General features: G+C 67.7%; 22 protein-coding genes. 11 read left to right on the top strand and 11 right to left on the bottom strand.

Annotation, left to right across the window (positions count from 1 at the left end; translation table 11 throughout):
• Positions 1-12 precede the first annotated feature (12 nt).
• Positions 13-771: a class I SAM-dependent methyltransferase gene (locus tag AB0876_RS06290; RefSeq protein ID WP_526041915.1), complete on the bottom strand. Its 759-nt coding sequence runs from the start codon at positions 769-771 to the stop codon at positions 13-15.
• A gap of 48 nt (positions 772-819) precedes the next feature.
• On the opposite strand from AB0876_RS06290, the gene AB0876_RS06285 reads away from it, so the two are divergent.
• Positions 820-1,989, top strand: a complete 1,170-nt coding sequence (locus AB0876_RS06285) for a glycosyltransferase family 4 protein (protein WP_491842002.1) — start codon at positions 820-822, stop codon at positions 1,987-1,989.
• Positions 1,990-2,081: 92 nt separating this feature from the next.
• On the opposite strand, the gene AB0876_RS06280 is transcribed toward AB0876_RS06285, so the two are convergent.
• Both AB0876_RS06280 and pgfA read right to left on the bottom strand, forming a co-directional pair.
• Positions 2,082-3,761 (bottom strand): MmpA family trehalose lipid delivery protein, encoded by a 1,680-nt coding sequence (locus tag AB0876_RS06280; RefSeq protein ID WP_526041914.1) that lies wholly within the window; start codon positions 3,759-3,761, stop codon positions 2,082-2,084.
• A 19-nt stretch (positions 3,762-3,780) separates the two neighbouring features.
• Positions 3,781-4,971 (bottom strand): cell envelope lipid trafficking protein PgfA, encoded by a 1,191-nt coding sequence (pgfA, locus tag AB0876_RS06275; protein WP_491842003.1) that lies wholly within the window; start codon positions 4,969-4,971, stop codon positions 3,781-3,783.
• A 238-nt stretch (positions 4,972-5,209) separates the two neighbouring features.
• Here pgfA and AB0876_RS06270 point away from each other — a divergent pair, with 238 nt between their 5' ends.
• Complete coding sequence (locus AB0876_RS06270; protein WP_491842019.1) at positions 5,210-6,328, top strand: acyltransferase family protein; 1,119 nt, start codon at positions 5,210-5,212, stop codon at positions 6,326-6,328.
• Here AB0876_RS06270 and AB0876_RS06265 read toward each other — a convergent pair.
• The 4 genes from AB0876_RS06265 to AB0876_RS06250 are packed head-to-tail and all read right to left on the bottom strand — an operon-like array spanning position 6,291 to position 9,657.
• Positions 6,291-7,775, bottom strand: a complete 1,485-nt coding sequence (locus AB0876_RS06265) for an AMP-binding protein (RefSeq protein WP_526041509.1) — start codon at positions 7,773-7,775, stop codon at positions 6,291-6,293. The two genes, AB0876_RS06270 and AB0876_RS06265, sit on opposite strands and share 38 nt — an antisense overlap.
• A gap of 1 nt (position 7,776) precedes the next feature.
• Positions 7,777-8,748: a phosphotriesterase family protein gene (locus AB0876_RS06260; RefSeq protein WP_526041508.1), complete on the bottom strand. Its 972-nt coding sequence runs from the start codon at positions 8,746-8,748 to the stop codon at positions 7,777-7,779.
• 19 nt (positions 8,749-8,767) lie between these two features.
• The gene (locus AB0876_RS06255; RefSeq protein ID WP_526041507.1) at positions 8,768-9,184 is read right to left on the bottom strand and encodes a PPOX class F420-dependent oxidoreductase; all 417 of its coding nucleotides are present in this window, start codon (positions 9,182-9,184) and stop codon (positions 8,768-8,770) included.
• A complete protein-coding gene (locus tag AB0876_RS06250) occupies positions 9,181-9,657 on the bottom strand; it encodes a MarR family winged helix-turn-helix transcriptional regulator (RefSeq protein WP_491842020.1) in 477 nt (158 codons plus the stop codon). Before AB0876_RS06250 ends, AB0876_RS06255 begins: the two co-directional genes overlap by 4 nt.
• A gap of 130 nt (positions 9,658-9,787) precedes the next feature.
• Between AB0876_RS06250 and AB0876_RS06245 the strand changes: the two genes are divergently transcribed.
• Complete coding sequence (locus tag AB0876_RS06245; protein ID WP_491842007.1) at positions 9,788-10,402, top strand: class I SAM-dependent methyltransferase; 615 nt, start codon at positions 9,788-9,790, stop codon at positions 10,400-10,402.
• Between the two features lies 1 nt (position 10,403).
• Here AB0876_RS06245 and AB0876_RS06240 read toward each other — a convergent pair whose 3' ends face one another.
• Positions 10,404-10,724, bottom strand: coding sequence for a GNAT family N-acetyltransferase (locus tag AB0876_RS06240; RefSeq protein ID WP_491842008.1), 321 nt, complete (start codon positions 10,722-10,724; stop codon positions 10,404-10,406).
• A gap of 34 nt (positions 10,725-10,758) precedes the next feature.
• Here AB0876_RS06240 and AB0876_RS06235 point away from each other — a divergent pair, with 34 nt between their 5' ends.
• The 3 genes from AB0876_RS06235 to AB0876_RS06225 are packed head-to-tail and all read left to right on the top strand — an operon-like array spanning position 10,759 to position 14,027.
• Positions 10,759-12,351, top strand: a complete 1,593-nt coding sequence (locus AB0876_RS06235; protein WP_526041506.1) for an MFS transporter — start codon at positions 10,759-10,761, stop codon at positions 12,349-12,351.
• A gap of 54 nt (positions 12,352-12,405) precedes the next feature.
• Positions 12,406-13,071, top strand: a complete 666-nt coding sequence (locus AB0876_RS06230; protein WP_491842009.1) for a TetR/AcrR family transcriptional regulator — start codon at positions 12,406-12,408, stop codon at positions 13,069-13,071.
• Positions 13,072-13,085: 14 nt separating this feature from the next.
• Entirely contained in the window at positions 13,086-14,027 is a 942-nt protein-coding gene (locus tag AB0876_RS06225) for a R2-like ligand-binding oxidase (protein ID WP_526041505.1), read from the top strand.
• 295 nt (positions 14,028-14,322) lie between these two features.
• On the opposite strand, the gene AB0876_RS06220 is transcribed toward AB0876_RS06225, so the two are convergent.
• A complete protein-coding gene (locus tag AB0876_RS06220; RefSeq protein ID WP_526041913.1) occupies positions 14,323-18,555 on the bottom strand; it encodes an alpha-(1->3)-arabinofuranosyltransferase domain-containing protein in 4,233 nt (1,410 codons plus the stop codon).
• A 40-nt stretch (positions 18,556-18,595) separates the two neighbouring features.
• Complete coding sequence (locus AB0876_RS06215) at positions 18,596-18,769, bottom strand: DUF2613 domain-containing protein (RefSeq protein WP_003881739.1); 174 nt, start codon at positions 18,767-18,769, stop codon at positions 18,596-18,598.
• Between the two features lie 103 nt (positions 18,770-18,872).
• Here AB0876_RS06215 and AB0876_RS06210 point away from each other — a divergent pair, with 103 nt between their 5' ends.
• The 5 genes from AB0876_RS06210 (at position 18,873) to AB0876_RS06190 (ending at position 23,445) form a co-directional block, all read left to right on the top strand.
• Positions 18,873-20,009: a glycoside hydrolase family 3 N-terminal domain-containing protein gene (locus AB0876_RS06210; protein ID WP_526041504.1), complete on the top strand. Its 1,137-nt coding sequence runs from the start codon at positions 18,873-18,875 to the stop codon at positions 20,007-20,009.
• 52 nt (positions 20,010-20,061) lie between these two features.
• Positions 20,062-20,685 (top strand): TetR/AcrR family transcriptional regulator, encoded by a 624-nt coding sequence (locus tag AB0876_RS06205; protein WP_064933861.1) that lies wholly within the window; start codon positions 20,062-20,064, stop codon positions 20,683-20,685.
• A 75-nt stretch (positions 20,686-20,760) separates the two neighbouring features.
• A complete protein-coding gene (locus AB0876_RS06200) occupies positions 20,761-21,066 on the top strand; it encodes a hypothetical protein (RefSeq protein WP_526041503.1) in 306 nt (101 codons plus the stop codon).
• Position 21,067: 1 nt separating this feature from the next.
• Positions 21,068-22,939 (top strand): alpha/beta hydrolase, encoded by a 1,872-nt coding sequence (locus AB0876_RS06195; RefSeq protein WP_526041502.1) that lies wholly within the window; start codon positions 21,068-21,070, stop codon positions 22,937-22,939.
• Positions 22,940-23,034: 95 nt separating this feature from the next.
• Entirely contained in the window at positions 23,035-23,445 is a 411-nt protein-coding gene (locus tag AB0876_RS06190) for a hypothetical protein (protein ID WP_526041501.1), read from the top strand.
• Here the strand turns inward: AB0876_RS06190 and AB0876_RS06185 are convergent.
• Positions 23,442-24,530: a methyltransferase gene (locus AB0876_RS06185; protein WP_491837136.1), complete on the bottom strand. Its 1,089-nt coding sequence runs from the start codon at positions 24,528-24,530 to the stop codon at positions 23,442-23,444. The two genes, AB0876_RS06190 and AB0876_RS06185, sit on opposite strands and share 4 nt — an antisense overlap.
• Between the last annotated feature and the right edge of the window lie 97 nt (positions 24,531-24,627).

The following is a 24,627-nucleotide window of genomic DNA, read 5'->3' as shown; positions in this document are numbered from 1 at the left end:
CCAGTGGACGGGTTAGGACGGCCGAAGAACCAGAACCAGATTGCTCACCAGGAACTCCCGCAACCCTGGTACCGAGGTCATCCACCAGGCCCATCGTGGGTGGTAGCGGGGAAATGCGGCGATCAGCGCGCCCGTGCTGGCGGCCCACTGCAGACCATCCGACGCTGACACCGCGAACAACGACGAGCCGTAGTCGTTCTTGGGTCGGCGACCGTGTTTGCGGGCGTAGCGCTCGGCCGCCCGGGCTCCGCCCAGATAATGCGTCAGCCCCATCTCATGGCCGCCGAACGGACCCAGCCACACCGTGTAGGACAACACCGCCAGCCCACCCGGCTTCGTGACCCGCAACATCTCGTTGCCCAACCGCCACGGGTGCGGCACATGCTCGGCGACATTGGAGGACAGGCAGATGTCGACGCTGTCGTCGGCGAACGGCAGCGCCATCCCGGAGGCCCGCACGAAGGTGCCCTCGGTCGCGTCCGCGGCTGGTCCCGCATGCATTTCCCGGGGGTCCGGTTCCACCCCGATGTAGTCCATGCCCGCCGCATCGAATGCCGAGGCGAAGTAGCCGGGTCCGCCGCCGACGTCGAGCACGGTGCGCCCAGAAGGAGATTCACCGGTGGCGCCCGACCACAGATCGGTGACCAGGTCGACGGTGTCGGCGGCCAGCGCCCCGTAGAAGCGGGCCGGTTCGGTCTGCTCGAACCGGAACTGGGCCAGCAGGCGTACCGACCTGTTCAAGGTTGCCCGGCGGGCGAAGCGCGCGGATATGTCGCTGGGCTGCACCTGCCCAACCTACTGACCGGTACTCTCAACACGATGTCTGCCCGTCCCGACCCTCGCCTGCGGAGCGTCCTGCTGCTCTGCTGGCGCGACACCGGGCACCCTCAGGGCGGCGGCAGCGAGGCCTATCTACAGCGGATCGGCGCGTGCCTGGCCGACGACGGCGTGGACGTCACGTTGCGCACCGCGCGGTACCCGGGTGCGGCCCGGCGCGAGGTGGTCGACGGGGTGCAGATCAACCGGGCCGGCGGGCCCTACAGCGTGTACATCTGGGCCGGGCTGGCCATGGTGGCCTCCCGCGTCGGTCTCGGGCCGCTGCGCAAGGTCCGGCCGGATGTCGTCATCGACACCCAGAACGGGCTGCCGTTCCTGGCCCGGCTGGCGTTCGGCCGTCGGGTGGCGGTGCTCGTGCACCACTGTCACCGGGAACTGTGGCCCGTGGCGGGCCCGATGAAGGGCCGCATCGGCTGGTTCGTCGAGTCCAAACTGTCCCCGCGGCTGCACCGTAGCAACCAGTACGTCACCGTCTCCCTGCCGTCGGCCCGCGACCTCAATGAGCTCGGGGTCGATTCCGGCCGGATCGCCGTGGTGCGCAACGGGCTTGACGAGGCGCCCGGCCCCACCCTCGAGCTGCCGCGGTCGACCAGCCCGCGCCTCGTGGTCCTGTCCCGGCTGGTGCCGCACAAGCAGATCGAGGACGCCCTCGAAGCTGTCGCGACACTGCGCACCAAGATTCCCGGGCTGCACCTGGACATCCTGGGCGGCGGCTGGTGGCGGAAACGGCTGGTCGAACACGCCGAACTGCTCGGCATCTCCGATTCGGTGACGTTCCACGGCCACGTCGACGAAGAGACCAAACACCGTGTGCTGCAGCAGAGTTGGGTGCATGTGCTGCCGTCACGGAAAGAAGGCTGGGGACTCGCCGTCACCGAGGCCGCTCAGCACGGGGTGCCGACCATCGGTTATCGCGCATCAGGCGGGCTGACCGACTCGATCGTGGACGGGGTCACCGGGCTGCTGGTGGAGGATCGTGACGCCCTGGTCGCCGGCTTGCACCAGCTGTTGAGCGACCCGGTGCTGCGGGTCCAATTGGGCAGCAAGGCGCAGGCCCGCAGCGACGAATTCTCTTGGACGCTCAGTGCGGACGCGATGCGGGCGGTGCTCGAATCGGTGCACGACGGCAACTACGTCAGCGGACTGGTCTAGCCACACCGGTCACTCCGACTACGCGGGGCGGTGCCCGTTGACTTTGAAACCACGCACACCGCTACCCGCAAAAATGCAGCGTCAGCTCAAAGTCAACAAGAAGTTCTGGCTCGCCAGAAGCTGACCGTCATCCCCACTGCCCCGCCGACCAGGGCCAGCAGCCAGACCAGGTGTGCGGCGATCAACATGCTCCGGTGAGGTGAGCCCGGGTGGTCGCCGCCGATTCGGTACAGCGCGATATCGGCATCCCGGTAAGCCACCGGAAGATCCAGTTCTGCCGGCACCCCATTGGTTTCGACAACCAGCCAGCCGACACCGGCGTCGGCCATTGTCTGGCGATCGGCGCCCGAGCGCATCAGATCCTGGACTTCGCGGGCCCGCGTTCCCTCGCCGGGCACCACCTGGCCGCCGATCACCAGATCGCCGGTCGACAGCACCTCGGCGCGCAGCCACCGGGGCAACGGATCGAGTACCGGCGCGGCGCCGGACCAGTAGAACGACCGCATACTGTCCGGTGGCAACACCGCCACCGGTCGGGGATCCGCGTTGATGGCGGCCGCTGCGGCGGTCCACCCAGGCGGGTACTGCACCGCGCGCATCTGATTGCCGACGCCCCAGGTGAGATCTGGGAGCACCGCGATGAGCGCCGCACAGGCCACTGCGGCCGAAGCCGTCATCGGTATCCCCAGGCGGCGCACGGTGACCGGCGCGGCGGCAGCGGCCACGACATAGCCCGGCATGGCCAGCGCCACCCATTTCTGACCATCGCGTACCACCCCGAGGCCGGGCACGGCCCGGATCGTCGCGTCGACGAACGCCAGGCCGACGTCGGTGGCCATCGCGGCCGGGATCAGCACCGCTGCCGCGGCCAGGATCAGCAGCGGCACCGCCCTGCGGTTGCGCACCACCGCGGGCAGGCCGAGCGCGACGACGCCGACCAGTACGACGGTGGCGACCACGGCGAAAAGTGTTGTGCGCGAGCCGGGTACGGCTTCACCGTTCCAGATGCCACCCAGGCCGGCCAGGCTGCCGAGGGTGGAAAGACCGGGCTCGGCGCGAGCCGCGAATGCTTGCACCCCGGCCGCCGAGACCGGAGATGACACCGTGCCACCGACCGCGGCGGCCACCAGCCACGGCGTCGCCGCGAGCACCGAGGTGCCCAACGCGAGCGCGGCGACGCGCAGGCGCCGCCAGCCGTCGCCGTCGCCGGGGGCCGCAACGCACACGAGCGCGACCGTGGCGGCCAGCATCAGCCCCGTCGGCGTCAGCCCGGCCAGCGCGATCCAGAACAGCAGGCCCCACATCGGGCGGTAGCCCGAACCGTTTTGTCGCGCGCGGGACCCCCCGCGTAGCCGCAGTACGCACACCGCCACCCAGGGCAGGCAGCCGTAGCCGACGAGCAGGCTCCAGTGCCCTTGCAGCAACCGCTCGGCCACGTACGGATTCCAGATGGCCACCGTCGCGGCGATGAACTGACCGGGCAGCCCGGCGTCCATCACCGTGGAGGCCAGGTGTGCGGCGCCCCAACCGGCCAGCCACAGGCCCGCCACGAGCAGGACCTTGACCACGATTCCGCCGTCCAGCACGGTCGAGGTCAGGGCGACGAGAAAATCCTGCGGCAACGCGCGGGGGGCGGCCTCGGTCAGGCCCAGCGCCGCATCGGTCAGGTATGAGCGGGGCGTGGAGACGGCGTCCCGCAAAAGCAGATAACCGGGCCCCAGCAGGGGCCCGGTTACCGATAGCGACAGTGCCAGCGCGTAGGCCGGCAGCAGGGCAGAGCGCAGTCTCAGATCACCGGTCCGGCGGTAGGTCGGATGGTCGTTGAGCGGGCAGCTTCTCGGTCTTGGCCTCGGCGCCGGGTACCTGGAAGCCCTGGGTGTCGAAGAAGCCGTGATCGGCGGTGTCGAGCCCGGGATCGATCAGCGTGGACTCGGCGCGGATCGCGAACGAACCCACCACGCCGCCACCGACGAGTGCCAGCAGGCCCAGCGCGGTGAACGTGATGGGCAGGACGCGGGTCCACAGTGACACGCGATCACGCTCATCCTGTGCGGCCGCGACCTGGGACTCCACGGTCTCCTCGTTGTAGGTGACCTTGTAGTCGACGTAGGTCACCTCGGGCTTGAGCTTGTCCCGCGCGTAGTACTGGTAGCCGTGGTCCTGCGCCTTGACGATGGTGCCCGACACCGGGTCGACCCAGAAGGTGCGCTGCGCGGCGTAGAAGCGGTCCATCGTGATCCGCTCGTCGGGTTCGCCGGGCACACCCCACATCTCGGGGCTTGCGGTGACCGAGCTGTCGGCGTCGTCCTCGTAGAGCGAGGAGTACTTGACCGGATCGGCCAGCTTGCCGTTGGAGTCGTAGCCCACGTTCTGGATGAACCGGTAGGTGGTCAGCCCGTTGACGTCTTCTTCGCCGTCGTAGTTCGCGTCATACGCCTTCTGCGCGATCGCGTCGAAGAACGGATACGTCTTCTTCTCGGTGTCGAACGGGAACCGGTAGGTCAGGCCGTCATGCGGCAGCGCGACGTTGGTCGGCGGCTTCTCGTCCTCGATGGCCCGCGGCTTCTGCAGGGCCCCGCCCGGGTTGTTGTCGCTGGACACCGCCAGCGCGGTACTGCGGTTCATCGTGACGGTATCCACCAGCGCCAACAGCAGGCCGGAGTCCTTCTGCCGGTCCGTGCGCCGCAGCGTGCTACCCACCTGCAGCGTCACCACCTCGGCGTTCGACGGTGATTCCACACTGACCTGTTGCTGCAAAGCGACCGGCACGTTGCGGTCGACCGAGAACTTCTCGGCCACCAGCGATTCCGGATCGAAAGCGGTCGCGGTCCCGTCGCTGACCAGGCTGGTATCCAGATTGAGCGGGATCTTGGCGATCTTGCCCTTGGTATAGGTGGTCAGCAACAGTGCGGCAATGAGCAGGGCTGCACCCAGCCCCATCAGTCCGCATGCCGCTATCCGCAGCGCCACTGCGCGGTTCAAACCGTGCCTCCTTCAGTGTGGGCCAACTCGCCGTGAGGCAAACCCGTTCGACCCTAACAGCACTATCTAAGGCCATTACTTACTCCGGCGACATCCCGCGGGCGCGTTAACCCGCAGTTTGGCGGGGTTGCCATCGAGCGGCACACTGGTCGCCGTGGCCACCGGAGCACCGGACCCGGAAACCGGATCGGAATCTCAGGTCGGCGGGACACGTAGCTTCCTGCCGGCGGTCGAAGGCATGCGCGCCTGCGCGGCCATGGGTGTGGTGCTCACCCACGTCGCCTTCCAGACCGGGCACACCACCGGGGTGAGTGGCCGGTTCTTCGGCCGGTTCGACCTGGCAGTCGCGGTGTTCTTCGCGCTGTCGGGGTTCCTGCTGTGGCGCGGCCATGCCGCCGCTGCCCGCGGTATGCGTCCCCGCCCGCGCACCAGTCACTACCTGCGCTCGCGCGTCGTGCGCATCATGCCCGGCTATGTGGTGGCCGTTGTGGTGATCATCCTGCTGCTCCCGGAGGCCAAGGCCGATCTGACGGTGTGGCTGGCCAACCTGACCCTGACCCAGATCTACGTGCCGCTGACGCTGACCGCGGGCCTCACCCAGATGTGGAGCCTGTCGGTGGAGGTCAGTTTCTATCTGGCGCTGCCGCTGCTGGCGCTGCTCGCGCGGCGCCTGCCGGTGCGGGCCCGCGTCGGCGTGATTGTCGCGCTGGCGGCGCTGAGCCTGTTGTGGGTGCGCATCCCGTTCTCGGGCACCACGGGACTCAACCCGTGGAACTGGCCGCCGGCGTTCTTTTCCTGGTTCGCCGCGGGCATGGTGCTGGCTGAACTCACGGTGAGCCCATTCGGCTGGGTGCACCGGTTGGCCCGGCGCCGGGTGCTGATGGGCGTCATCGCTGCGGTGGCGTTCGCGATCGCGGCCTCGCCGCTGGCCGGACTGGAAGGGCTACGCCCAGGCTCGGTGGGCCAGGTGACACTGAAGACCGCGATGGGTGCGATCGTCGCGGGCGCGCTGCTGGCCCCGCTGGTCCTCGACCACCCCGACACCGGGCATCCGATTCTGGGCAACAAGGTGATGGTGACGCTGGGCCGCTGGTCCTACGGGCTGTTCGTCTGGCACCTGGCGGCGCTGGCCATGGTGTTCCCGATGATCGGGGAGTTCCTGTTCAACGGCCAGATGCTGGTGGTGCTGGTGCTGACGCTGGTGTTCGGCTTCGCGCTGGCCGCGGTCAGCTACGCGCTGATCGAATCTCCGTGCCGGGAGGCGTTGCGGCGCTGGGAGTACCGGAATCAGACCCCGGTGCCGCCGTTGGACAGCTCGATCACCGACGAGCCCGAGCCGGCTCCAGCCGCGCGATGATCTCGTCGCGCACCGCGGTGCGCCGGGCCTTGCCCGCGTCGTCGCGCAGCGGGGTGTCGACGAACTCGACATCAACCGGCACCTTGTAACCCGACAGACGCTCGCGCAGGAATGCCTGCACCGCCGCGGAATCCAGGTCCGACCCGTCGGGCGTCTGCACCAGCGCGTACGGCACCTGACCCAGATCTTCGTGCGGTACGCCGACGACGAGGCACGACAGGACGTCGGGATGCTCGGCCAGCGCGGCTTCGATCTCGGCCGGGTAGACGTTCTTGCCGCCGACGGTGAACATGTCCACCCGCCGGTCGTTGAGGTAGAAGAACCGCTCGCTGCCATCGTCGACGTAGTACCCCAGATCTCCGAGTGAGTCCCAGCCGTCGCGGCTCTTGGCCGTGCTGCCGACGTAGCGGTAGGTGGGTGCACTGCCCGGCCCGGGCCGCATGTAGATCTCACCGGTCACGCCGGGCGGGCACTCCTGGCCGTCGTCGTCGAGCACCTTCATCTCGCCGGCCACCACCACCCCGACCGATCCCGGATGTCGCAGCCACTGCTCGCCGGAGATGAACGTGAGCGCCTGCAGTTCGGTGCCGCCGTACAGTTCCCACAGTGCCTCGGGACCGAGCAGATCGATCCAGGCCTGCTTGACCGCAGGTGGGCAGGGTGCGCCGACGTGCCAGAACCGCCGAATGCTGGACAGGTCATAGGCTTTCGGGTCGGCGTGGTACACCGGAAGCAGCCGTTGCATGATGGTGGGCACCGTGGTCAGGAACGTCACGCGGTGTTCGGTGACCAGCGCCAGGAACTCGGTCGGGTCGAAGCGCGGCATCAACACCAGGTGGTGGCCCTGCAACAGCGCGATCGCGAATGTGGTGAAACCGGTGTTGTGGCTCATCGGTACCGACATCAGCGTGACGTCGTCGGGTTGGGCGCCCAGGGGGACGCCGATCAGGGCGGGCACCCGGCTGTCGCCGCCGGCTTCGATCAGCTTCGGGCGTCCGGTACTGCCGCCCGAGGCCATCGACTTCCACGTCGGCGCGACCGCCTCGGGAAGCGGTGCATCCGACAGTGCGGTATCCGGGGTGAAACCGGCTGGTAACCAGGGGGTTTCGCCGGCATCGCGGCCGACGACGAGGGCCCTGGGGCGCAGCGTGAGGATCCCGGCGAATTCGGCGTCCGGCAGCCGGGGCGACAAGGGTTGCGGTACCGCACCGAGTTTCCAGGCGGCGAGCGTGGCCTGCACCCACTCGATCGAGTTCGGCAGGCTGATCGTCACGTAATCGCCTTGTCGCACACCGAGTTCGGCGTAGGCGCGGGCAAGTCGGTTGCTGGAGCGTTCGAGCTCGTCCCGGGTGAGGGTACGACCCTGGCACGTCACCGCGGGCCGGTCAGGGTCGGCCGCGGCCAACTGGGCAACCTGGGCCGGGATCGGCGGGATGGCCTCGGTCATCTCAGTAGCCGCCCTTCTGCTCGAAGATCCGGCGCGGATTGTCCACCAGCATCGTGGTGATCTGCTCCTCGGTGACCCCGCGCTCGCGCAACGCAGGCAGCACGTCGTTGTGGATGTGCAGATAGTGACTGTTGGGCAGGGCCGTGGCGGTCAGTTCGTCGGGCAGCGCGTCGAAGTAGCACCAGGTGTCGTGCGAGAGCACCATCTTCTCGGCGTGGCCGCGCTCGCACATGGTCGCCACCGTGGCGACCCGCTCCTCGAACGGCAGGAAGACATCCACTCCGAACCGGTCCATGCCGATGTAGGACCCGTTGGCGATCAACTCTTCGAGGTAGCCGATGTCGGTGGTGTCGCCGCAGTGGCCGATGATCACCCGGGACAGATCGACGCCCTCCTCGGCGAAGATGCGCTGCTGCTCGAGGCCGCGCCGGCTGGCCGCGTGGGTGTGCGTCGAGATGGGCACCCCGGTCTGCCGGTGGGCCTGCGCGACGGCCCGCAGCACCCGTTCGACACCCGGGGTGACGCCTGGTTCGTCGGTGGCGCACTTGAGGATTGCCGCCTTGATCCCGGTGTCGGCGATGCCGTGTTCGATGTCGCGGACGAACATCTCGGTCATCGGTTCGGGCAGGCCCACCGCGGGTCCGTTGAAGTGGAAGGTCAGCGGCAGGTCGTTGTAGGTGTAGAAGCCGGTGGCGACGACGATGTTGAGGTCGGTGGCCTCGGCGATCCGGGCGATACGCGGAATGTAGCGGCCCAGGCCGATCACCGTGAGGTCGACGATGGTGTCGACGCCGTTGGACTTGAGCTCGGTGAGCCGCGCGATCGCATCGGCTTCCCGGCTGGCGTCGTCACCCCAGGACTCCGGATAGTTCTGGGTCAGCTCGCTGCTCATGATGAAGACGTGCTCGTGCATGAGCGTGACGCCGAGGTCGGCGGTATCGATGGCTCCGTGGGCGGTGTTGACAGTCGGCACGGGCCCGATGCTAGGTGCGTCAGTCCGCCGCGTGTGGGGATTCGGCCCAGTCGCGGGCGGTGGTGCCGGCCCCGTCGAGCCCCCAGCTGATGCCGCGGCGCGGCACGATCCGGATGATGTCGCCGGACAGGCCGCCGTGGGTCGTGCCCGCGCCGGGTAGTGCCGTTGCCGTACCTCGGACTTCGATGCCGCGGGCGTCGGGCGGGCGTACCGAGAGCACGGTGTCGACGATGAAGGCGACCTGCGGGTTACCAATCACATTGCGCCACTTCTGCGTCGAAGCCAACGCGTGGCCGACGATATCGATGGTGGCGTCGTCGGGGCCGAGGTGAACCCCGACCGGGCGGATCTGGGGAGCGCCGTTGCGGTCGACGGTGCTCAGCCGTCCGATCGGTTGCTCGCGAAGGTAGGCCAGTTCGGCCGCGGTGAAGGTCATGGTGTCTGTCTTTCGTCGTCGGGTGGCAGCTCGTCGTGCTGCAGGGTGTCGTGGAGCCGGGTGAATACTCGTTCGATGCAGTCGAGTTCGTCGGGCCGGATGTGATCGAAGAACAGTTCGCGGACCGACGCGGCGTGCAGCGGCATGGCCTCGCGTAGCACTTCGGCGCCGGAGGCGGTCAGCACTGCGCGGTAGCCGCGGCGGTCCTCGGGAACCGGTTCCCGCAGCACCAGACCGCGTTTGGTCATCGAGTTGATCTGGTAGGTGATCCTGCTGCGCGAGAACACCATTTTCTCGGCGAGCTCGCTCATCCGCAGGCGGTGATCGGAAGCGGCGGCCAGCAGCATCAACAGGTGATAGTCCATCAGGCTGAGGCCGGTGGCCTCCCGGAGGCGCTCGTCGAGCAGCGTCTCCAGGCGCAGGCTGGACTCGATGTAGGGCCGCCAGGTCCGTGCCTCGGCGGTGGAGAGCATTCGCGTCACGTTCCTCCGATCGGACAATTAGTTCAGATCTCAACAGTGTGAAGCATCGCCTTGCTGTGTGGTAAATCTCGGCCTACAGTCAATATAGTACAAAATTTAACTAAAAGAAGGGACGCATGACATGACACACGTGATCGATTGGGACGACGCCTACCGGCAGGAGCACACTCCGGCCTGGAGCATCGGTGCACCGCAACCGGAGTATGCGGCGATCATCGACACCGACGGCGCGGTTCGAGGCGAGGTGCTCGACGCGGGGTGCGGACACGCCGAACTCGCGTTGGCGCTGGCTGCCCGCGGCCACAACGTCGTCGGCCTGGACCTGAGCCCCACCGCCGTCGCGGCAGCAACCGAGACCGCCCGTGAGCGGGGGCTGGACACGGCGACATTCGCGCAGGCCGACATCTCCTCGTTCACCGGATACGACGGTCGCTTCTCGACGATCTTCGACAGCGGGCTGCTGCATGCACTGCCCGCCGAACTCCGTGACGGCTACCTGCAGGCCGTGTATCGCGCCGCGACACCCGGCGCGCGGTTCTACATCCTGGCCTTCGGTGCCGGCGCATTCGGTGACCTGGAGGGCCCGGGTCCGACGCAGTTCACCGAAGGTCAACTGCGCGAGGTGGTCTCACGTCACTGGCAGGTCGACGAGATCCGGCCGGCTCGGCTGCACGCAGCGCTGCCCGAAGGCCGCACCGAGATGCCGGCCTTGTTGGTGACAGCCACCAAGGTCTAGCTCATCCGGCGTCGGCTTCGACCGCGGCCAGCACCTCCGGAGTGATCGGGTCGAGGATGTCGTCGAAGTCGTGGTGCTTCTGCACGTACTTCTTGACATACGGGCAGACCGCGACGATGCGTTTGCCGGCGGCGCGCGCATCTGTCAGTGCCGCGGTGACCAGCTCGCCTGCCAGGCCGCGGCCGCCGAACTCGTCGTCGATCTCGGTGTGGTGGAAGATGCGCTGGTCGCCGGAGTCGACATAGGCCGCGAGGCCGGCGTGTTCGCCGTCGACGGTGATCTCGTAATGGCGCGCTTCGGGAATGTTGCGGACTTCAGCCATGTCCCAACTATGCCCGAGCGGCACTGGCACGATCATGCAGATGGCCGTCACCGCAGGTTCGACGTGGGCGCCGTTGGCATCGCCGGTCTACCGGGCGCTGTGGATCGCACAATTCGTCTCCAACCTCGGCACGTGGATGCAGACGGTGGGTGCCCAGTGGATGCTGGTCGGAGATCCGCGTGCCCCGGTGCTGGTGCCGTTGGTGCAGACCGCCACCACGCTGCCGGTGATGCTGCTGGCCCTGCCGTCGGGCGTGCTCGCCGACCTGGTCGACCGGCGCAGGCTGCTGCTGGCCACGCAGGGCGCGATGGCGGCGGGAGTGGCCGCGCTGGCGACGCTGACCGGTGTCGGTCTCGCGACGCCGACGGTGCTGCTGATTCTGCTGTTCCTGATCGGTTGCGGGCAGGCGCTGACGGCGCCGGCATGGCAGGCGATTCAACCTGATCTTGTTCCGCGTGAACAGATTCCGGCCGCCGCCGCGCTCGGCAGCATGAGTATGAACGGGGCCAGGGCGATCGGACCGGCGATCGCCGGCGCGTTGGTCTCGCTGTCGGGCCCCACCCTGGTGTTCGCGCTCAACGCGGTCTCGTTCGTCGGCATCGTCGTGGTGCTGATGCTCTGGCGCAGCCCCGTCGCCGAACAGCTGCTGCCCGCCGAGCGGCCGTTGGCGGCGCTCAGTGCCGGTGGCCGGTTCATCCGGAGCTCACCGATCATCCGGCGGATTCTGCTGCGGGCTGTGCTGTTCATCGCGCCCGGCAGCGCATTGTGGGGCCTGCTCGCGGTGATCGCCGACAGGCAACTCGCGCTGTCCTCGTCCGGCTACGGTCTGCTGCTGGGCGCGCTCGGAGTCGGGGCGGTGCTCGGCGCGTTCGTCCTGGGCCGGCTGCAGTTCATGTTCGGCCTGAACACCCTGCTGATTGCCGCCGCCGTCGGATTCGCCGGAGCCACTGCGGTTCTGGCGCTGGTCCACAACTTCGGTATCGTCCTGGCGGCCCTCGTGATCGGGGGCACGTCCTGGCTGTTGGCACTGTCGACGCTCAACGCCTCGATGCAGCTGAGTCTGCCCGCGTGGGTGCGCGCCCGCGGGTTGTCGGTGTATCAGCTGACGTTCATGGGCGGTCAGGCGATCGGTTCGCTGGTGTGGGGGCTGGTGGCCGGTGCGACGAGCACCGTGACGGCCCTGTTGGTCAGTGCCGGGCTTCTGGTGTTCTGCGCGGTATCGGCCTGGTGGTGGCCGCTGCACGCGCGCACCGGCGACTTGGACCTGACTCCGTCGGCGCATTGGCCCGAACCGGCGCTGGTGTTCGAGCCGGCTCCGCCGGATGGTCCCGTCCTGGTACTGACCTCCTACCGGGTGCAACCCGAACATGAGGCCGAGTACTTCGCTGCCATGGGTGTGCTCGGCCGGTCCCGGCAGCGCACCGGGGCCACACAATGGCAGCTGTTCCGCAGCGTCGAGCGTGACGCCGTCTTCGTCGAGGCGTTCGTGGTGCGGTCCTGGGACGAGCATCTGCGGCAGCACCGCACCCGTCTCACCGGCAACGACCTGCTCATCGAGCAATCGGTGGAGCGGTGGGTCGAGGGCGAGCCGGTTTCGCATCATCTGATCGCGGTGCGCACTCCTTGACTGTGAGCGCCATCACAGTAATATGACCAGTGGTCATCCACTCTGGAGGCGCTGATGCCAACGGTCACCTGGGCACGTGTCGATCCCGCTCGTCGGGCCGCGGTGATCGCGGCCGCCGAGGCGGAATTCGGGGCGCACGGATACTCCCGCGGCAGCCTCAACGTCATCGCCCGCAAGGCCGGTGTCGCGAAAGGCAGCCTGTTCCAGTACTTTGCGGACAAGCGCGACCTGTACGCGTTCATCGCCGATGTCGGCAGCCAGCGGGTTCGCTCCTACATGGAAGGGCGGATTCGCGAGCTCGACCCGAGCCGCCCGTTCTTCGAATTCCTCCCTGATCTGCTCGACGACTGGGTGGCCTACTTCGCCGATCACCCCAGGGAGCGCGCGCTGCACGCCGCCGCCAGTTTCGAGGTCGACGCCGACGCGCGGGTCAGCGTGCGCGCCGTGGTCCACCGCCATTACCTCGATGTGCTGCGCCCCCTGGTGCGCGATGCGCAGACCCGCGGCGACCTGAGGCCCGACTGCGACGTCGATGCGTTGCTGTCGCTGATGTTGATGATTTTCCCGCACCTCGCCCTCGCGCCGTACGTGCGTGGGATGGATCCGATCCTGGGCCTCGATGAGCCCAGCCCTGAGCAACCGGCACTGGCCGTACGCCGCCTCGTCGCGGTGTTGTCGGCCGCATTCTGCGCCTCCGATCAACCAGCCCGCCAGACCTGAGGAGGTCAATTCCCATGTCACACACCCAGTTCGGTTCACTGGCCAAAGGTGGCCTCAATTGGAACAGCTTGCCGCTGAAGCTCTTTGCCGGTGGTAACGCGAAATTCTGGGACCCGGCCGATATCGATTTCTCCCGCGACCGGGCGGATTGGGAGGCACTGACGGATCGGGAACGGGAGTACGCCACCCGCCTGTGCGCCGAGTTCATCGCCGGGGAGGAGGCCGTCACCAAGGACATTCAGCCGTTCATGTCCGCGATGCGGGCCGAGGGCCGCCTTGGCGACGAGATGTACCTGACCCAGTTCGCCTTCGAAGAGGCCAAACACACCCAGGTGTTCCGCATGTGGCTGGACGCCGTCGGTATCGGCGAGGATCTGCACAACTACTTCGACGAGCTTCCGGCCTATCGGCAGATGTTCTACGAGGAGCTGCCGCAGTCGCTGGATGCGTTGTACACCGACGCGTCGCCGGCTGCCCAGGTTCGGGCGTCGGTGACCTACAACCACATCGTCGAAGGCATGCTCGCCCTCACGGGATACTATGCGTGGCACAAGATTTGCGTCGATCGCGGGATCCTGCCCGGGATGCAGGAACTGGTCCGGCGGATCGGGGACGACGAACGCCGGCACATGGCGTGGGGCACGTTCACCTGTCGCCGTCACGTCGCCGCCGATGACGCCAACTGGGCGGTGTTCGAGGAGCGGATGAACGAGCTCATCCCGCTGGCGCTGCGGCTCACCGAGGAGGGCTTCGCCCTCTACGCACCGGACATTCCGTTCGGCCTGGTGCAGGACGAGTTCATGCAGTACTCGGCCGACAAGGGGATGCGCCGGTTCGGCACCATCAGCAGCGCCCGGGGCCGGCCGCTCGAGGAGATCGACCTCGACTACTCGCCGCTGACGTTGGAGGACACGTTCGCCGACGAGGACGCCCGAGCGTTGGCTGCTACGGCGTAGGCCCACCCCCGCCGGCAGATCCCGACAGTGCGGTGTCGGCGAACCCCTCAGTCGCCGACACCGCAGCCGTGCGCACTGCATAGTGCGCGGCCGCGTGAGCACAGCTAAGCCAGATGGCTCAACTATGAACTGACTGCGTAGTTAATACGCTCAGTCCTGCACAATCCTGGTCCGCAACCTGTGATCCCCCATGTAGCAAAGGGCATTCCCGGCGTGCGCAACGCGTGCCGGTACCGTAAGTACTGCATATGTGCGTTGTCAACAGGTCCACTGAATCCGTCGGCTCAGGCCTGGTTCACTCCGGATCGGTGGGTTCCGGGGCCGACTCTGCGACGATCGGCTCGGGTGTCCGCTCGAAGGTGATCGTGGAGGCCGCGACGAACGTGACCGACAGCAGCGCAGACAATTGCACCCACGGCGAGTGCCCGACATACCCGTCCACCGACCGCCACGGATACTGACTCAGCGCCGCGCCGGCCAGCGTGAGCCCGCCCGCCGCCACGGCCACGGTCAGCTTCTCCTGCCAGGCGTCGCGATTACGCAACAGATAGCGCACTCCCAAGGTGGCACCCGCGACCAGGAGTCCGGGCAGGCCTGACAGCGCCGTACCCACCGCGAGCACGGCAGACCAGGCCAGCGGCCGCGCCGGCTGCCACGGCCGCACGGGATCGAGATCCGGATCGCGGCGCCGCGCCGGCCACAGTGCCAACAGGGCCAGCACCGGCAGCAGTGCGAGTCCGCCGATCAACCCGATGCGGTACGGACGGTTCGAGGGGAAGGACAACGTGACGGGTCCACTCTCGCCGGCCGGGATCACCCAGCCCTGCTGCCAACCGTTGATCTTCACCGGCTTCAGTGCGGTGCCATCCGCGGTACGCGCAATCCACCCCGGGTTCACGCTTTCGGGCACCACCAGGGCCCGCGCTTTCTCCGAAGCTGCCACCTCGACCTGCCTGCGGTCCGGTGACCACACCGGTGCATCGACGGGAGTTGTTGTGGCCACGCGGAGTTGGGCGGCCTCCGGGGTGTTGAGGACGACTCCGTCGACGACGAACGCTGCGCCCGGGCTGACCAGGAGTTCCTGTTGGCCGGCGGGCAGGGTGACCGGGCCGGTCCGGCACGGTTGGGCCGCAATCGGATCACCGTCGAGCAGCGCCCCCACGGTGGTGCGCACCGAGGTCTGGATGAACTGGCCGGCCACGCCGATGATGGGACCCTGACCGCACGGAAGCGACACTGTCCGTTTGCGATTGGCGGTGGAGTCAGCGGGGGCGACGGGCTTGCCGTGGACGTCGAGGACGGTCAGTTCGGCCAGCCCCGGCGGCTTGAGCTGGTCGAAGCCCAGCGAGGTGCGGTCGATGATGTCGCTCCAGGCCAGCAGCGACACGGTGATGGTGTCGGTCACCCGCGGTTTGAGCTGTGCGGTCTGAGCCTCACCGTTGCCGGGGAGCTTGTGTACCTGCGGACCGTCACCCAGGTCGATCGAGATCAGCGTCGGATGCGCCGGCGGTTGGCTGGCGCCGGGATCGATCCGCAGCGCGCCGACTTCGGTCGGCGCAGGCAGTTTCAGCGTCAGCGTGGGCGGCGCCTTGAACTGCACAACGCGTTGCGGCGCGGTCCACGATGTCCGCGGGTCGCCGTCGGTGGCGGCATAGGACGAACCGAGCACGTCGATCGGATCGGCGTCACCGGAGGCGCGGGTGGTTCCGGGTTGCGCGACCAGATCGGCGAGTTTGGGTCCCTGGCGGGACCGGATCCACACCGTCGGCTCGACGTCGGTGGGGGCGGGCACCGTGAGTGTGCGGCTGAGGTTCACCGGCTCCTCGGAGGCCAGCGCCAGCGCAGCCGCGCACCGGACCCCGGCCGGACTGTCGGCACAGCCGGTCCGCCCCAGGAGCTCTGTGCCCAAATCCCATTGTGCGACAACCGAATCCGCTGGAGGTCCGGGAACTTCCACGGTGTGCCGCAGGTTGATGGGGTGCGCGAATCCTGACGCGTCGTACTGGGTGACGGACAGATCGGTGATGCCGAACTGCACACCGGGCGAACCGTCATTGGTGGCGACCGCGGTGACCCGCACCCACGGGGTCTCACCGACCGGCAGCGGGATGGTCAACTGCTGGCCGGCGGTGTCGAAGCGCAGGCTGCTGGTGCCGGTCGCGGTGGCCACCTCGATGCGGCGCACCTGGGCGCCGACCGCCGTCGCGCTGGGGGTGATGGTCAAGGTGGCGTTGGTGACCGGGTGATCGAAATCGACCTGCAACCACTGGCCGACAGCGGCCTGAAGGGCGTTGGACACCCACGACGTCGACCCGTCGCTGTCGATGGCCGCAGCGGGCCCGGTGGCCGGTGCAACGTTGGGCAGTGCGGTGGAGTCCGCCGCCGAACTGGACACCGATACCCGTCCGCCGTTCCACTTGCCGTACACCGGTGCGGCCCCGTCGGCCGGGTAGTCCGGGACCCGGTTGTGGGTGTGGCGGGCGTCGTCGGGGGTGCGGATCGCCGAGGCGTGGTCGTCGACGCGGCCGTAGTCGATCTCACGCGCGGTCGGGGTGTCGGTGACGATCACCCCGGCCGACCCGTCGGGTTGTACCGGCAGGCCGGCCCGCTCGGCGTCGGCGGTCAGCAGCATCGGACCGAGTGGGGGTCGGCCGGCCAGGCGTCGGCGTTCGTCGAGACGCAGCAGCGCTTCGGGTGCACCGGCCACCCGGGTCATCGCGTCGGTGTCGACCAGATAGGGCGCGGCCGGATTGGTCCCGCCGGTGTCCACCCGGTAGATCTCGACGGCGGGGTAGCGCGGTCGCAGTCCGCTGTCGGCGACGAAGCCCTCCAGCGTCCCTGGACCCGACGAGTCGCCGAACTCGGCCACCTTGGACAGTCCAGGAGACCCTTCGATCGACCGGTGCACCAGCACCGGCCGGGCCGACCGGGACACGTCGGGATCCAGATCGTTACGCAGCACGACATACGAAATGCCTTGCCGGGCAAGGGTGTCGGCCAGGCCCGCGGAAGGGCGGCCGGCGGCGAACAACCGCTGCACCGAATCCAGTGCGCGGATCGTCTCCGGCGGTGTCAGCGGGATCGAATCCCGCACCCCCCACGGGCTCGATCCGAGGACCTGCAACGGCTCGTCGTGGCTGTTGCCCCAGGTCTGGGTGGCGAACGGGGCGCCGGGCGCGACCAGGACCCGGCCGCGGTCGGTGTTGTGTTCGTCGAGCCAGTCCGCGGTGTCGTGCCAGTACTGCGGGATCGCGGTGAAGGTGCCGGCGGGGGCGATCCGGCCCGTCCAGGCGAGCGAGGTCCCGGCTGCCAGTGCGGCGAGCACCACGATCGCCACCGCGATGCGCTTGTCGCGTTCGGGCCGGGCGAAGGCCCGCACCCACACCGGCAGCGCCGCGCTGCCCGGCAGTGGGATCCGGCCCAACAGATGAGCCAGACCCAGCGCCAGCGGTAGCCGCAGCACCGGATCGAGCTTGGCCAGGTTGCGCAGCGGTGTGCCCGTGCCGTCCAGGAAATCCTGAACGGCCGTCGCCACCGGGGAGCCCAGCCCTCCGGAGTAGCCCAGGCCCAGCAGGACGACGCCGACCAGAAGCATGGTGATCAGCCGGCCCCGCGCGGGCATCGAGCGCAGCGCCAGCCCGGCCATGCCGGCCGCCGCCACCAAGGTCGTGGCCAGCACCGCGACCGTGCTCGTCACCAGTGACGCCGCCGCAGTGGCGGTCGACGCCACGAACGGGGTCCAGGTGTGGGTACCGCGCAGCATCTCGGTCAGCGACATCCACTGTGTGGTGACACCCGAGGATTCGATGAAGTCCAGGAACGGCGGGCTGATCCGGCCGAGCATCACCAGCGCCACGACCCACCAGGCGACGGCCAGTGCGGTGCAGCCGAACCACCACGCGGTGAACCGCCACCACAACCGGTTCGGGCGGTGGCAGGCCCACCAGATGATCGCGGCCAGGCAGCCGGTCAGGGTGGCGACGGCGTTCACCGCGCCCATCAGCGCCACGGCGCCCGCGGACCGGGCCGCCATCAGCCGCAGGTTCCTATCCCCCCGAAACGCCAGGATCATCGGCACCAGCACCCACGGCGCCAGCATCATCGGCAGCGTCTCGGAAGAGATCGCGCCGAGGGTGGTCAGTACGCGCGGTGACAGCGTGAAGGCGAGTGCACCGAGGACACGCGAACTGGTGCTGCCGATGCCCAGAAGTTCGGCCAGGCGCAGCATGCCCCAGAAACCCACGGTCAGCAACAGGGCCCACCACAGTCGTTGGGTGACCCAGCCGGGAATCCCCAGCAGATCGCCGGCCAGGAAGAAGGCGCCGTGGGGGAAGAGGTAGCCGTAGGCCTGGTTCTGTGCCTGCCCGAACGGCAGGTCGCTGTTCCACAGATTGAAGGCGCGAGCCAGGAACCTCAGGGGATTGGCGGTGAGGTCCAGCTTGGTGTCGGGTGAAATCTCTCCGGGCGACTGGGCGAAAGTCAGGAGCAGTGTCGCCGCGGCGACCACCCACAACCAGCGCCGCGACAGTGGCGCGTCGAGCGCCCGCCGCGTTAGCGGCACATCCAAGCTACGACCGGTCGCCGTACTCGACCCTGTTGAGCACCGATGACGCCGGGTCGCCCGCTTGCAGCGGAGGCTTCGTGTCCTGCTGCACCATTAGCGTCACACCGAAAACGGCGGCCGCCCCCAACAGCAGGCCGACGACAATGCTGGCCGCGGAGGGTATGACGAACCGGTTCACCCGGCCAACCTAGCATGGCAACACCGCCGATCAGTGCCAGGTGGACGTGGGTCGACACGCAGAGAATCGATTACAGCTTGCTCAGCGGCTAAGGTCGGGCCCCATGGCTTCACCGCGTCTCGTCGCAACTTTCGCAGCGTTGTCCGGACTGTTGCTGGCCTGCTCCCCGAGCACGCCGGCGCCGGAGTCTCAGTCTTCTGACACGAAGCCGATGTCCACCCACGCACCGATGCCCGCCGCGCCGGTCTGTGATGTGGCCAGCCTGTCGCCCCGCGACAAGTTGGCCCAGCTGCTGACAGTCGGGGTCAAGGACGCGGACGACGCGCGTTCGGTGGTGAGCAGCCAGCACGTCGGCGGCATCATGATCGGCAGCTGGACCGACCTGTCGATGGTCAACGAAGGATCCCTGCGCGACATCTCGGCCGCCGGTCCGCTGCCGTTGGCGGTCACCGTGGACGAGGAGGGCGGCCGGGTTTCGCGGCTGTCGTCGCTGATCGGCGAGCAGCCGTCGGCGCGGGTGCTGGCCCAGACCAAATCCGTCGACGAGGTGTACGGCATCGCGCTGGAGCGCGGCCAGAAGATGCGCGGCCTCGGCATCACCGTCGACTTCGCCCCCGTCGTCGATGTCACCTCCGACCCCGACGACACCGTCATCGGCGACCGGTCCTTCGGGGACGACCCGGCCAAGGTCACCGAGTACGCCGGTGCCTATGCCCGCGGGCTGCGGGAGGCCGGGGTGCTTCCGGTGCTCAAGCACTTCCCAGGACACGGGCACGGCTCGGGCGACTCGCACACCGGCTCGGTGACCACCCCGCCGCTGGAGGAGCTCAAGGCCAACGATCTGCTGCCCTACGCCACCCTGACCACCCAGGCTCCGGTGGCCGTCATGGTCGGACACCTGGAGGTACCGGGCCTGACGGGTACCGACCCGGCCAGCCTCAGCCCCGCCGCGTATGAGCTGCTGCGTTCGGGCGGATACGGCGGCCCGGGCTTCAACGGGCTGGTCTACACGGACGACCTGTCCAGCATGGCCGCGATCAACCAGCGCTACGGAGTGGCTGCCGCGGTGCTCAAGGCATTCCAGGCCGGCGCCGACAACGCGCTGTGGATCACCACCGACGAGGTGCCCGCGGTGCTCGACGGCCTGGAGAAGGCGTTGGCCGACGGCCAACTGAACCAGGCCGCCGTGGATGCGGCGGTGCAGCGCAATATTGACGCCAAGGGTGGGGTGCACTGCTAGCAGCTCGCTGAGCTGCTGCCCTGATCCTCAACCGGACGCTTATCCTGTTCGGATGGCAGGTGGAACCAAGCGGCTGCCGCGGGCTGTGCGTGAACAGCAGATGCTCGACGCCGCGGTGCAGATTTTCTCGGTCAACGGCTATCACGAGACGTCGATGGACGCGATCGCTGCCGAGGCCGAGATCTCCAAGCCGATGCTGTACCTCTACTACGGCTCCAAAGAGGAACTGTTCGGCGCCTGCCTCGACCGGGAGCTGACCCGGTTCGTGGACGTGGTGCGCGGGGAGATCGACTTCACCCAGAGCCCCAAGGATCTGCTGCGCAGTGCCGTGCTGGCGTTCCTCACCTACATCGACGCCAACCGGGCCTCCTGGATGGTGCTGTATACCCAGGCCACCAGCTCACAGGCATTCGCGCACACGGTCCGGGAGGGCCGTGACCGGATCATCGATCTGGTGGCCCGGCTGCTCAGCACCGGTACACGTAATCCTCAGCCCGACAGCGACTTCGAGATGATGGCGGTGGCGCTGGTGGGTGCCGGCGAGGCGATCGCCAGCCGGGTCAGCACCGGGGATGCCGACGTCAACGAAGCCGCCGAATTGATGATCAACCTGTTCTGGCGCGGTCTGAAGGGCACGCCCTCGGACGCGGGAACGCAGTCGGTCACGGCAGGCTAGTCGCCGTTGCCCGCGCGCTCTGCGTCTGCATAACTGGTGTCCGGACACCCCTGCTGAGGGCATTACGCTCCCGGTATGGGTTCCGAGCTGAAAGTTGCTCCGGCCGTGTTGCGGTCGGCTGCTGCCGCTGAGACCGCGGTCGGTGGGGCCGTCACCGGCCTTCAGGTCGGACAACCGTTGAGTACGGCGGCAGCGGCGATGCCGAACCTGCAGAGCGGCGCGGCCTGTGGTCAGGCTTCCTCGATCGTGGAGAGTGCCGCCACGGCCGTCGGTGGCGAAATCAGTACGCATGCAGGCAAATTGACTGAGGCCGCCAGTGCCTATCAGCGCACTGATGAGGAGTACGCCCGTCGGCTGAATTCAGCGCTACCAGCGGGTTGACATGGCGGTTTCGATCTCTCAGGTGGTGGCCTCCCACCCGGAGGCATTGGTGCAGAGCGGCGCCGACATCGGTACCCGGGCAGCCACTCTGGCCGCCCAGATGGACCAGCAGCGGGCCACGATCGATCAACTGCGCGCTTCTTGGACGGGCACCTCGGCCGATGCCGCCATCGCCGGCGCCACCGCGTCATTGCAACGTATGCAGCGGCTCTATGACTCGCTGTCCGCACTGCGCTCGGCCTTGCAGGACGGCGGCGGCGAACTGGTGCAACAACGCAGCCGCATCGTGGGCACCGTCGACAAGCTGAAGGGGCAGGGTTGGCAGGTTGCTGACGACGGAACCGTCTCGGTTCGTCCCGGCAGCGTGCTCGATTTCTACGCGAAGCTGAGTCCGGTGAACCGGATGCTGCTGCAGGCGATGGCCGCAAAGGCGTCGGCGCAACTGAAGACGATGTTGGCGCAGTTCGAGACCACCGACACCAAGGTCGGACAACAGGTAAGGGACGCCGTAGCGGCGCTCGGCGCGCCCGATCCCAAGCAGGCGCCCGATCCGAACAGCCCGAAGGCACTGGTCGAGCGTATGGCCGGGATGACACCCGACGAGCGCGCCGCATTCCTGGCGGGGCTGAGCCCTGAAACCCTGCACGAGATGGTGCTCGCCGATCCGCAGGTGATGGGCAACACCGACGGTGTGCCGTTCGATACCAGGATCGAAGCCAACAACATCAACATCCGCAACGCACTCGACGCTGAGTTGAAAAAGCCGTCACCCGATGAAGCCCGGGTCAAGCAGTTGCAGGCCATGCTCACCCCGATCGAATTTCCGCCCGGCAGTGGTCAGAAGGTGCCACGGAAGTTCGTCGGATTCTCGACCGAGGGCAATGGGCGGATGATCGAGATGATCGGCGACATCAAGCCCGGTATCAAGGGCGTCGGGGTCGTGGTTCCCGGGACGAACACCAACCTGAATGGCAGCGAGTCGAATCATCGATCGGCGGCGGAACTGGCAAAACAGAGCGGATCGCCGATCTTCCTGTACCTGGGTGACGACTTCCCGCAGGGATTCGACAAGGCGGCGGACCCGTCGTACGCCGCGTCGATGGCTCCCAAGCTGGTGTCGTTCGGCCATGAGATCGATCGGGAGGTGGGTGCGGGGGCGCCCGGCGCGCCGGTTACCTACATCGGTCATTCCTACGGTGGCGCGATCGTCGGAACCGCCGAGCAGATGGGGTTGCGCGCCGACCGCATCCTGCACGCTTCGTCGGCGGGCACCGGCATCCTGAGTGGCGAGTACACCAACCCGAATCCGGACGTGCAGCGCTATTCGATGACCGCTCCGGGAGACCTGATCTCGGTGGTGCAGTCGCTGCCCCGTGACGCCACCGATCAACAATGGGTCGACAAGCTGCCCTGGATCCCACATACCGTCGACGGACAGGTCGGTCATCCGTTGGGCGGCCTGCCCTCTGCCACCGACCCCGACAAGATTCCCGGAGTCACCCGTCTGGACACCGGGTATTACGGCCGGGAGGGTGAGCATGCCAACGAGGTGATCGTGGGTCGGGATTCACATGGAAAGTACTGGGACGACTATCAATCAGATGCGTTCCACAACATGGTCGCGGTCATCAGCGGTGGCGAGGCCACCGGTTATGTCGAGCGCGGAATCGAGACCAACTACGTCGATATCGATATCGGCGACGACGGCAATTTCCGAGCCGAGTCTTCTGACCAAGCACGCGCTAACGGTGCGCCGTACATTCCCGAACTCCCTTGGGATGACGACGGATCTTACGAACGGCGACAGGATCCGTGGGACAATCCGCGAGTGACGGACAATCCCGACCGCGGACCACGGATACAGATCAAATGAAGCCGATTGCAACGCTTTTCGTGACCGCTCTGTTGGTGTTTACGAGCGCCTGTGGATTCCTCCGAAAGGATCGGCCTACTGCCGAAGGTGAGGCGATGATGGAATCAACTTCATTGAGGGTTACCGAGGCCGCCCGGACCGTATCCGGCTACGTCTCGATGATCGTCGGCAAGCCGATCGATCCTGATCCCGCCTATGCGGAAAAGATCGGCTGCCGCACAAATGCCGGGTTGATGTCGGACGGGCCGCCCTGGAAGGTGCGACGCAGCGCGTGGATCGTTGACCCGGCCCCAGAACTTGTCGAGTCGGCCCTCCAACGCATCGACACTCTGGTCGCCGAAGGTTTCGAACCTATCCCATGGACCCGCCCAGACCCGGAACCTCCGAACGACAAGGCCTACCGCGATAGCCGCGGATACTCTGTCTCGGCCAGGGCCGAAACCACTGCCGCCGGTATCTACGGACTCAACGTGTCCGCAACCTCGCCGTGTGCGAATGACGACTAGACCGCCGTACCCTCCACCACACTGAACGGCGAGGCCGTCTCCACCACGCGGGTGAGCCGGAACCCGGCCTCCTGGTACAGCTTTCGGTAGTCGTCCTCGGTGCGTTCCTTCGCGGCGATCCCGATCAGCATCTCCATGTCGGTCCATTTGCCGAGGAACTCGCGGTCGTGGTCGGGAATCACTCCCTCGATCAGCAGCAGCGTGGTGCCCGGTGTGGAGGCGGCGCGCACATTGCGCAGGATCGACAGTGCCTCGGCGTCGGGCCAGTCGTGAATGATGTTCTTCATGACGTAGGCGTCGGCGCCTGCGGGGACGCTGTCGAAGAACGAGCCGGGGATGACGCGGACTCGATCGGCGGTTCCGTACTTGCCCAACATCGCCGGTGCTCCGTCGACCACCTGCGGCAGGTCGTAGAGCACGCCCCGGCTCTGCGGGGTGGCCTGCAGGATGGCCGCCAGCAGCCGGCCGTGCCCGCCGCCGACATCGGCGATGGTGCCGAACCGGGAGAAGTCATAGGCGGCCACCACGGGGGCGATGGCCAGTTCGGAGATGCTGGTCATGGCGTCGTTGAAGATCGCGCCCAGTTCAGGCTCGGAGCCTATGTAGTCGAACGCCCCTTTGCCGCGCAGCTTGGGAATGACCGCCTCGCCGGTGCGGACCGCATCGGCGAGATGGCTCCAGTGCTCCCGGTGCTGCGGCGAGCCGACGAACTTCGCCATCCCGGCGATCGAGACGGGCGCGTCTGTGCGCAGCGTGTCGCCCAGCGGATTCAGTGCGTAGCGTCCGTCGCGGGTCCGCCGGAAGACGCCCTCGCTCACCAGCGCGCGCATCAGCCGGTCCAGGGCGTCGGGATTGGCCTCGACGCGGCGCGCCAGCTCGTCGGGGCGCAGCGGTCCACCGGCCAGCGCGTCGGCAACCCCCAGCTGTGCAGCGGCGGTGACGCCCTGGGCGACCCAGGCGCCCAGGATCAGCTCCAGCATCGCCGCGGGTGGCGGGACCGCGCGCTGATGCACGCGACGCAGGTGGTGGCGAACGCGTTCGACCGCGCGGACCAATCCGGCCGGCGGCACCCTGGCGGGAGTCACCGGATGACTCTAGGTCAGCTGGGCTGAGGTGTCGGTCACTATGGTCGGTCTGATAGTCAACAGCAAACCGAACTGGCGTCGGAACCTGTTGCGTCGG

It is taken from the genome of Mycobacterium sp. NPDC049093 (assembly GCF_040704635.1).
In the GTDB taxonomy this organism is placed as follows: domain Bacteria; phylum Actinomycetota; class Actinomycetes; order Mycobacteriales; family Mycobacteriaceae; genus Mycobacterium.
This window is presented reverse-complemented; position numbering and strand designations above follow the sequence as displayed.

Excerpts from the sequence above, each read along its gene's own strand:
- AB0876_RS06230 (WP_491842009.1), top strand. The coding sequence starts at position 12,406 with ATGCCAACGGTCACCTGGGCACGTGTCGATCCCGCTCGTCGGGCCGCG.
- AB0876_RS06235 (WP_526041506.1), top strand. The coding sequence starts at position 10,759 with ATGCAGATGGCCGTCACCGCAGGTTCGACGTGGGCGCCGTTGGCATCG.
- AB0876_RS06270 (WP_491842019.1), top strand. The coding sequence starts at position 5,210 with ATGCGCGCCTGCGCGGCCATGGGTGTGGTGCTCACCCACGTCGCCTTC.
- AB0876_RS06200 (WP_526041503.1), top strand. The coding sequence starts at position 20,761 with ATGGGTTCCGAGCTGAAAGTTGCTCCGGCCGTGTTGCGGTCGGCTGCT.
- AB0876_RS06225 (WP_526041505.1), top strand. The coding sequence starts at position 13,086 with ATGTCACACACCCAGTTCGGTTCACTGGCCAAAGGTGGCCTCAATTGG.
- AB0876_RS06210 (WP_526041504.1), top strand. The coding sequence starts at position 18,873 with ATGGCTTCACCGCGTCTCGTCGCAACTTTCGCAGCGTTGTCCGGACTG.
- AB0876_RS06240 (WP_491842008.1), bottom strand. The coding sequence starts at position 10,724 with ATGGCTGAAGTCCGCAACATTCCCGAAGCGCGCCATTACGAGATCACC.
- AB0876_RS06255 (WP_526041507.1), bottom strand. The coding sequence starts at position 9,184 with ATGACCTTCACCGCGGCCGAACTGGCCTACCTTCGCGAGCAACCGATC.
- AB0876_RS06190 (WP_526041501.1), top strand. The coding sequence starts at position 23,035 with ATGATGGAATCAACTTCATTGAGGGTTACCGAGGCCGCCCGGACCGTA.
- AB0876_RS06245 (WP_491842007.1), top strand. The coding sequence starts at position 9,788 with ATGACACACGTGATCGATTGGGACGACGCCTACCGGCAGGAGCACACT.
- AB0876_RS06265 (WP_526041509.1), bottom strand. The coding sequence starts at position 7,775 with ATGACCGAGGCCATCCCGCCGATCCCGGCCCAGGTTGCCCAGTTGGCC.
- AB0876_RS06285 (WP_491842002.1), top strand. The coding sequence starts at position 820 with ATGTCTGCCCGTCCCGACCCTCGCCTGCGGAGCGTCCTGCTGCTCTGC.
- AB0876_RS06195 (WP_526041502.1), top strand. The coding sequence starts at position 21,068 with ATGGCGGTTTCGATCTCTCAGGTGGTGGCCTCCCACCCGGAGGCATTG.
- AB0876_RS06205 (WP_064933861.1), top strand. The coding sequence starts at position 20,062 with ATGGCAGGTGGAACCAAGCGGCTGCCGCGGGCTGTGCGTGAACAGCAG.
- AB0876_RS06250 (WP_491842020.1), bottom strand. The coding sequence starts at position 9,657 with ATGCTCTCCACCGCCGAGGCACGGACCTGGCGGCCCTACATCGAGTCC.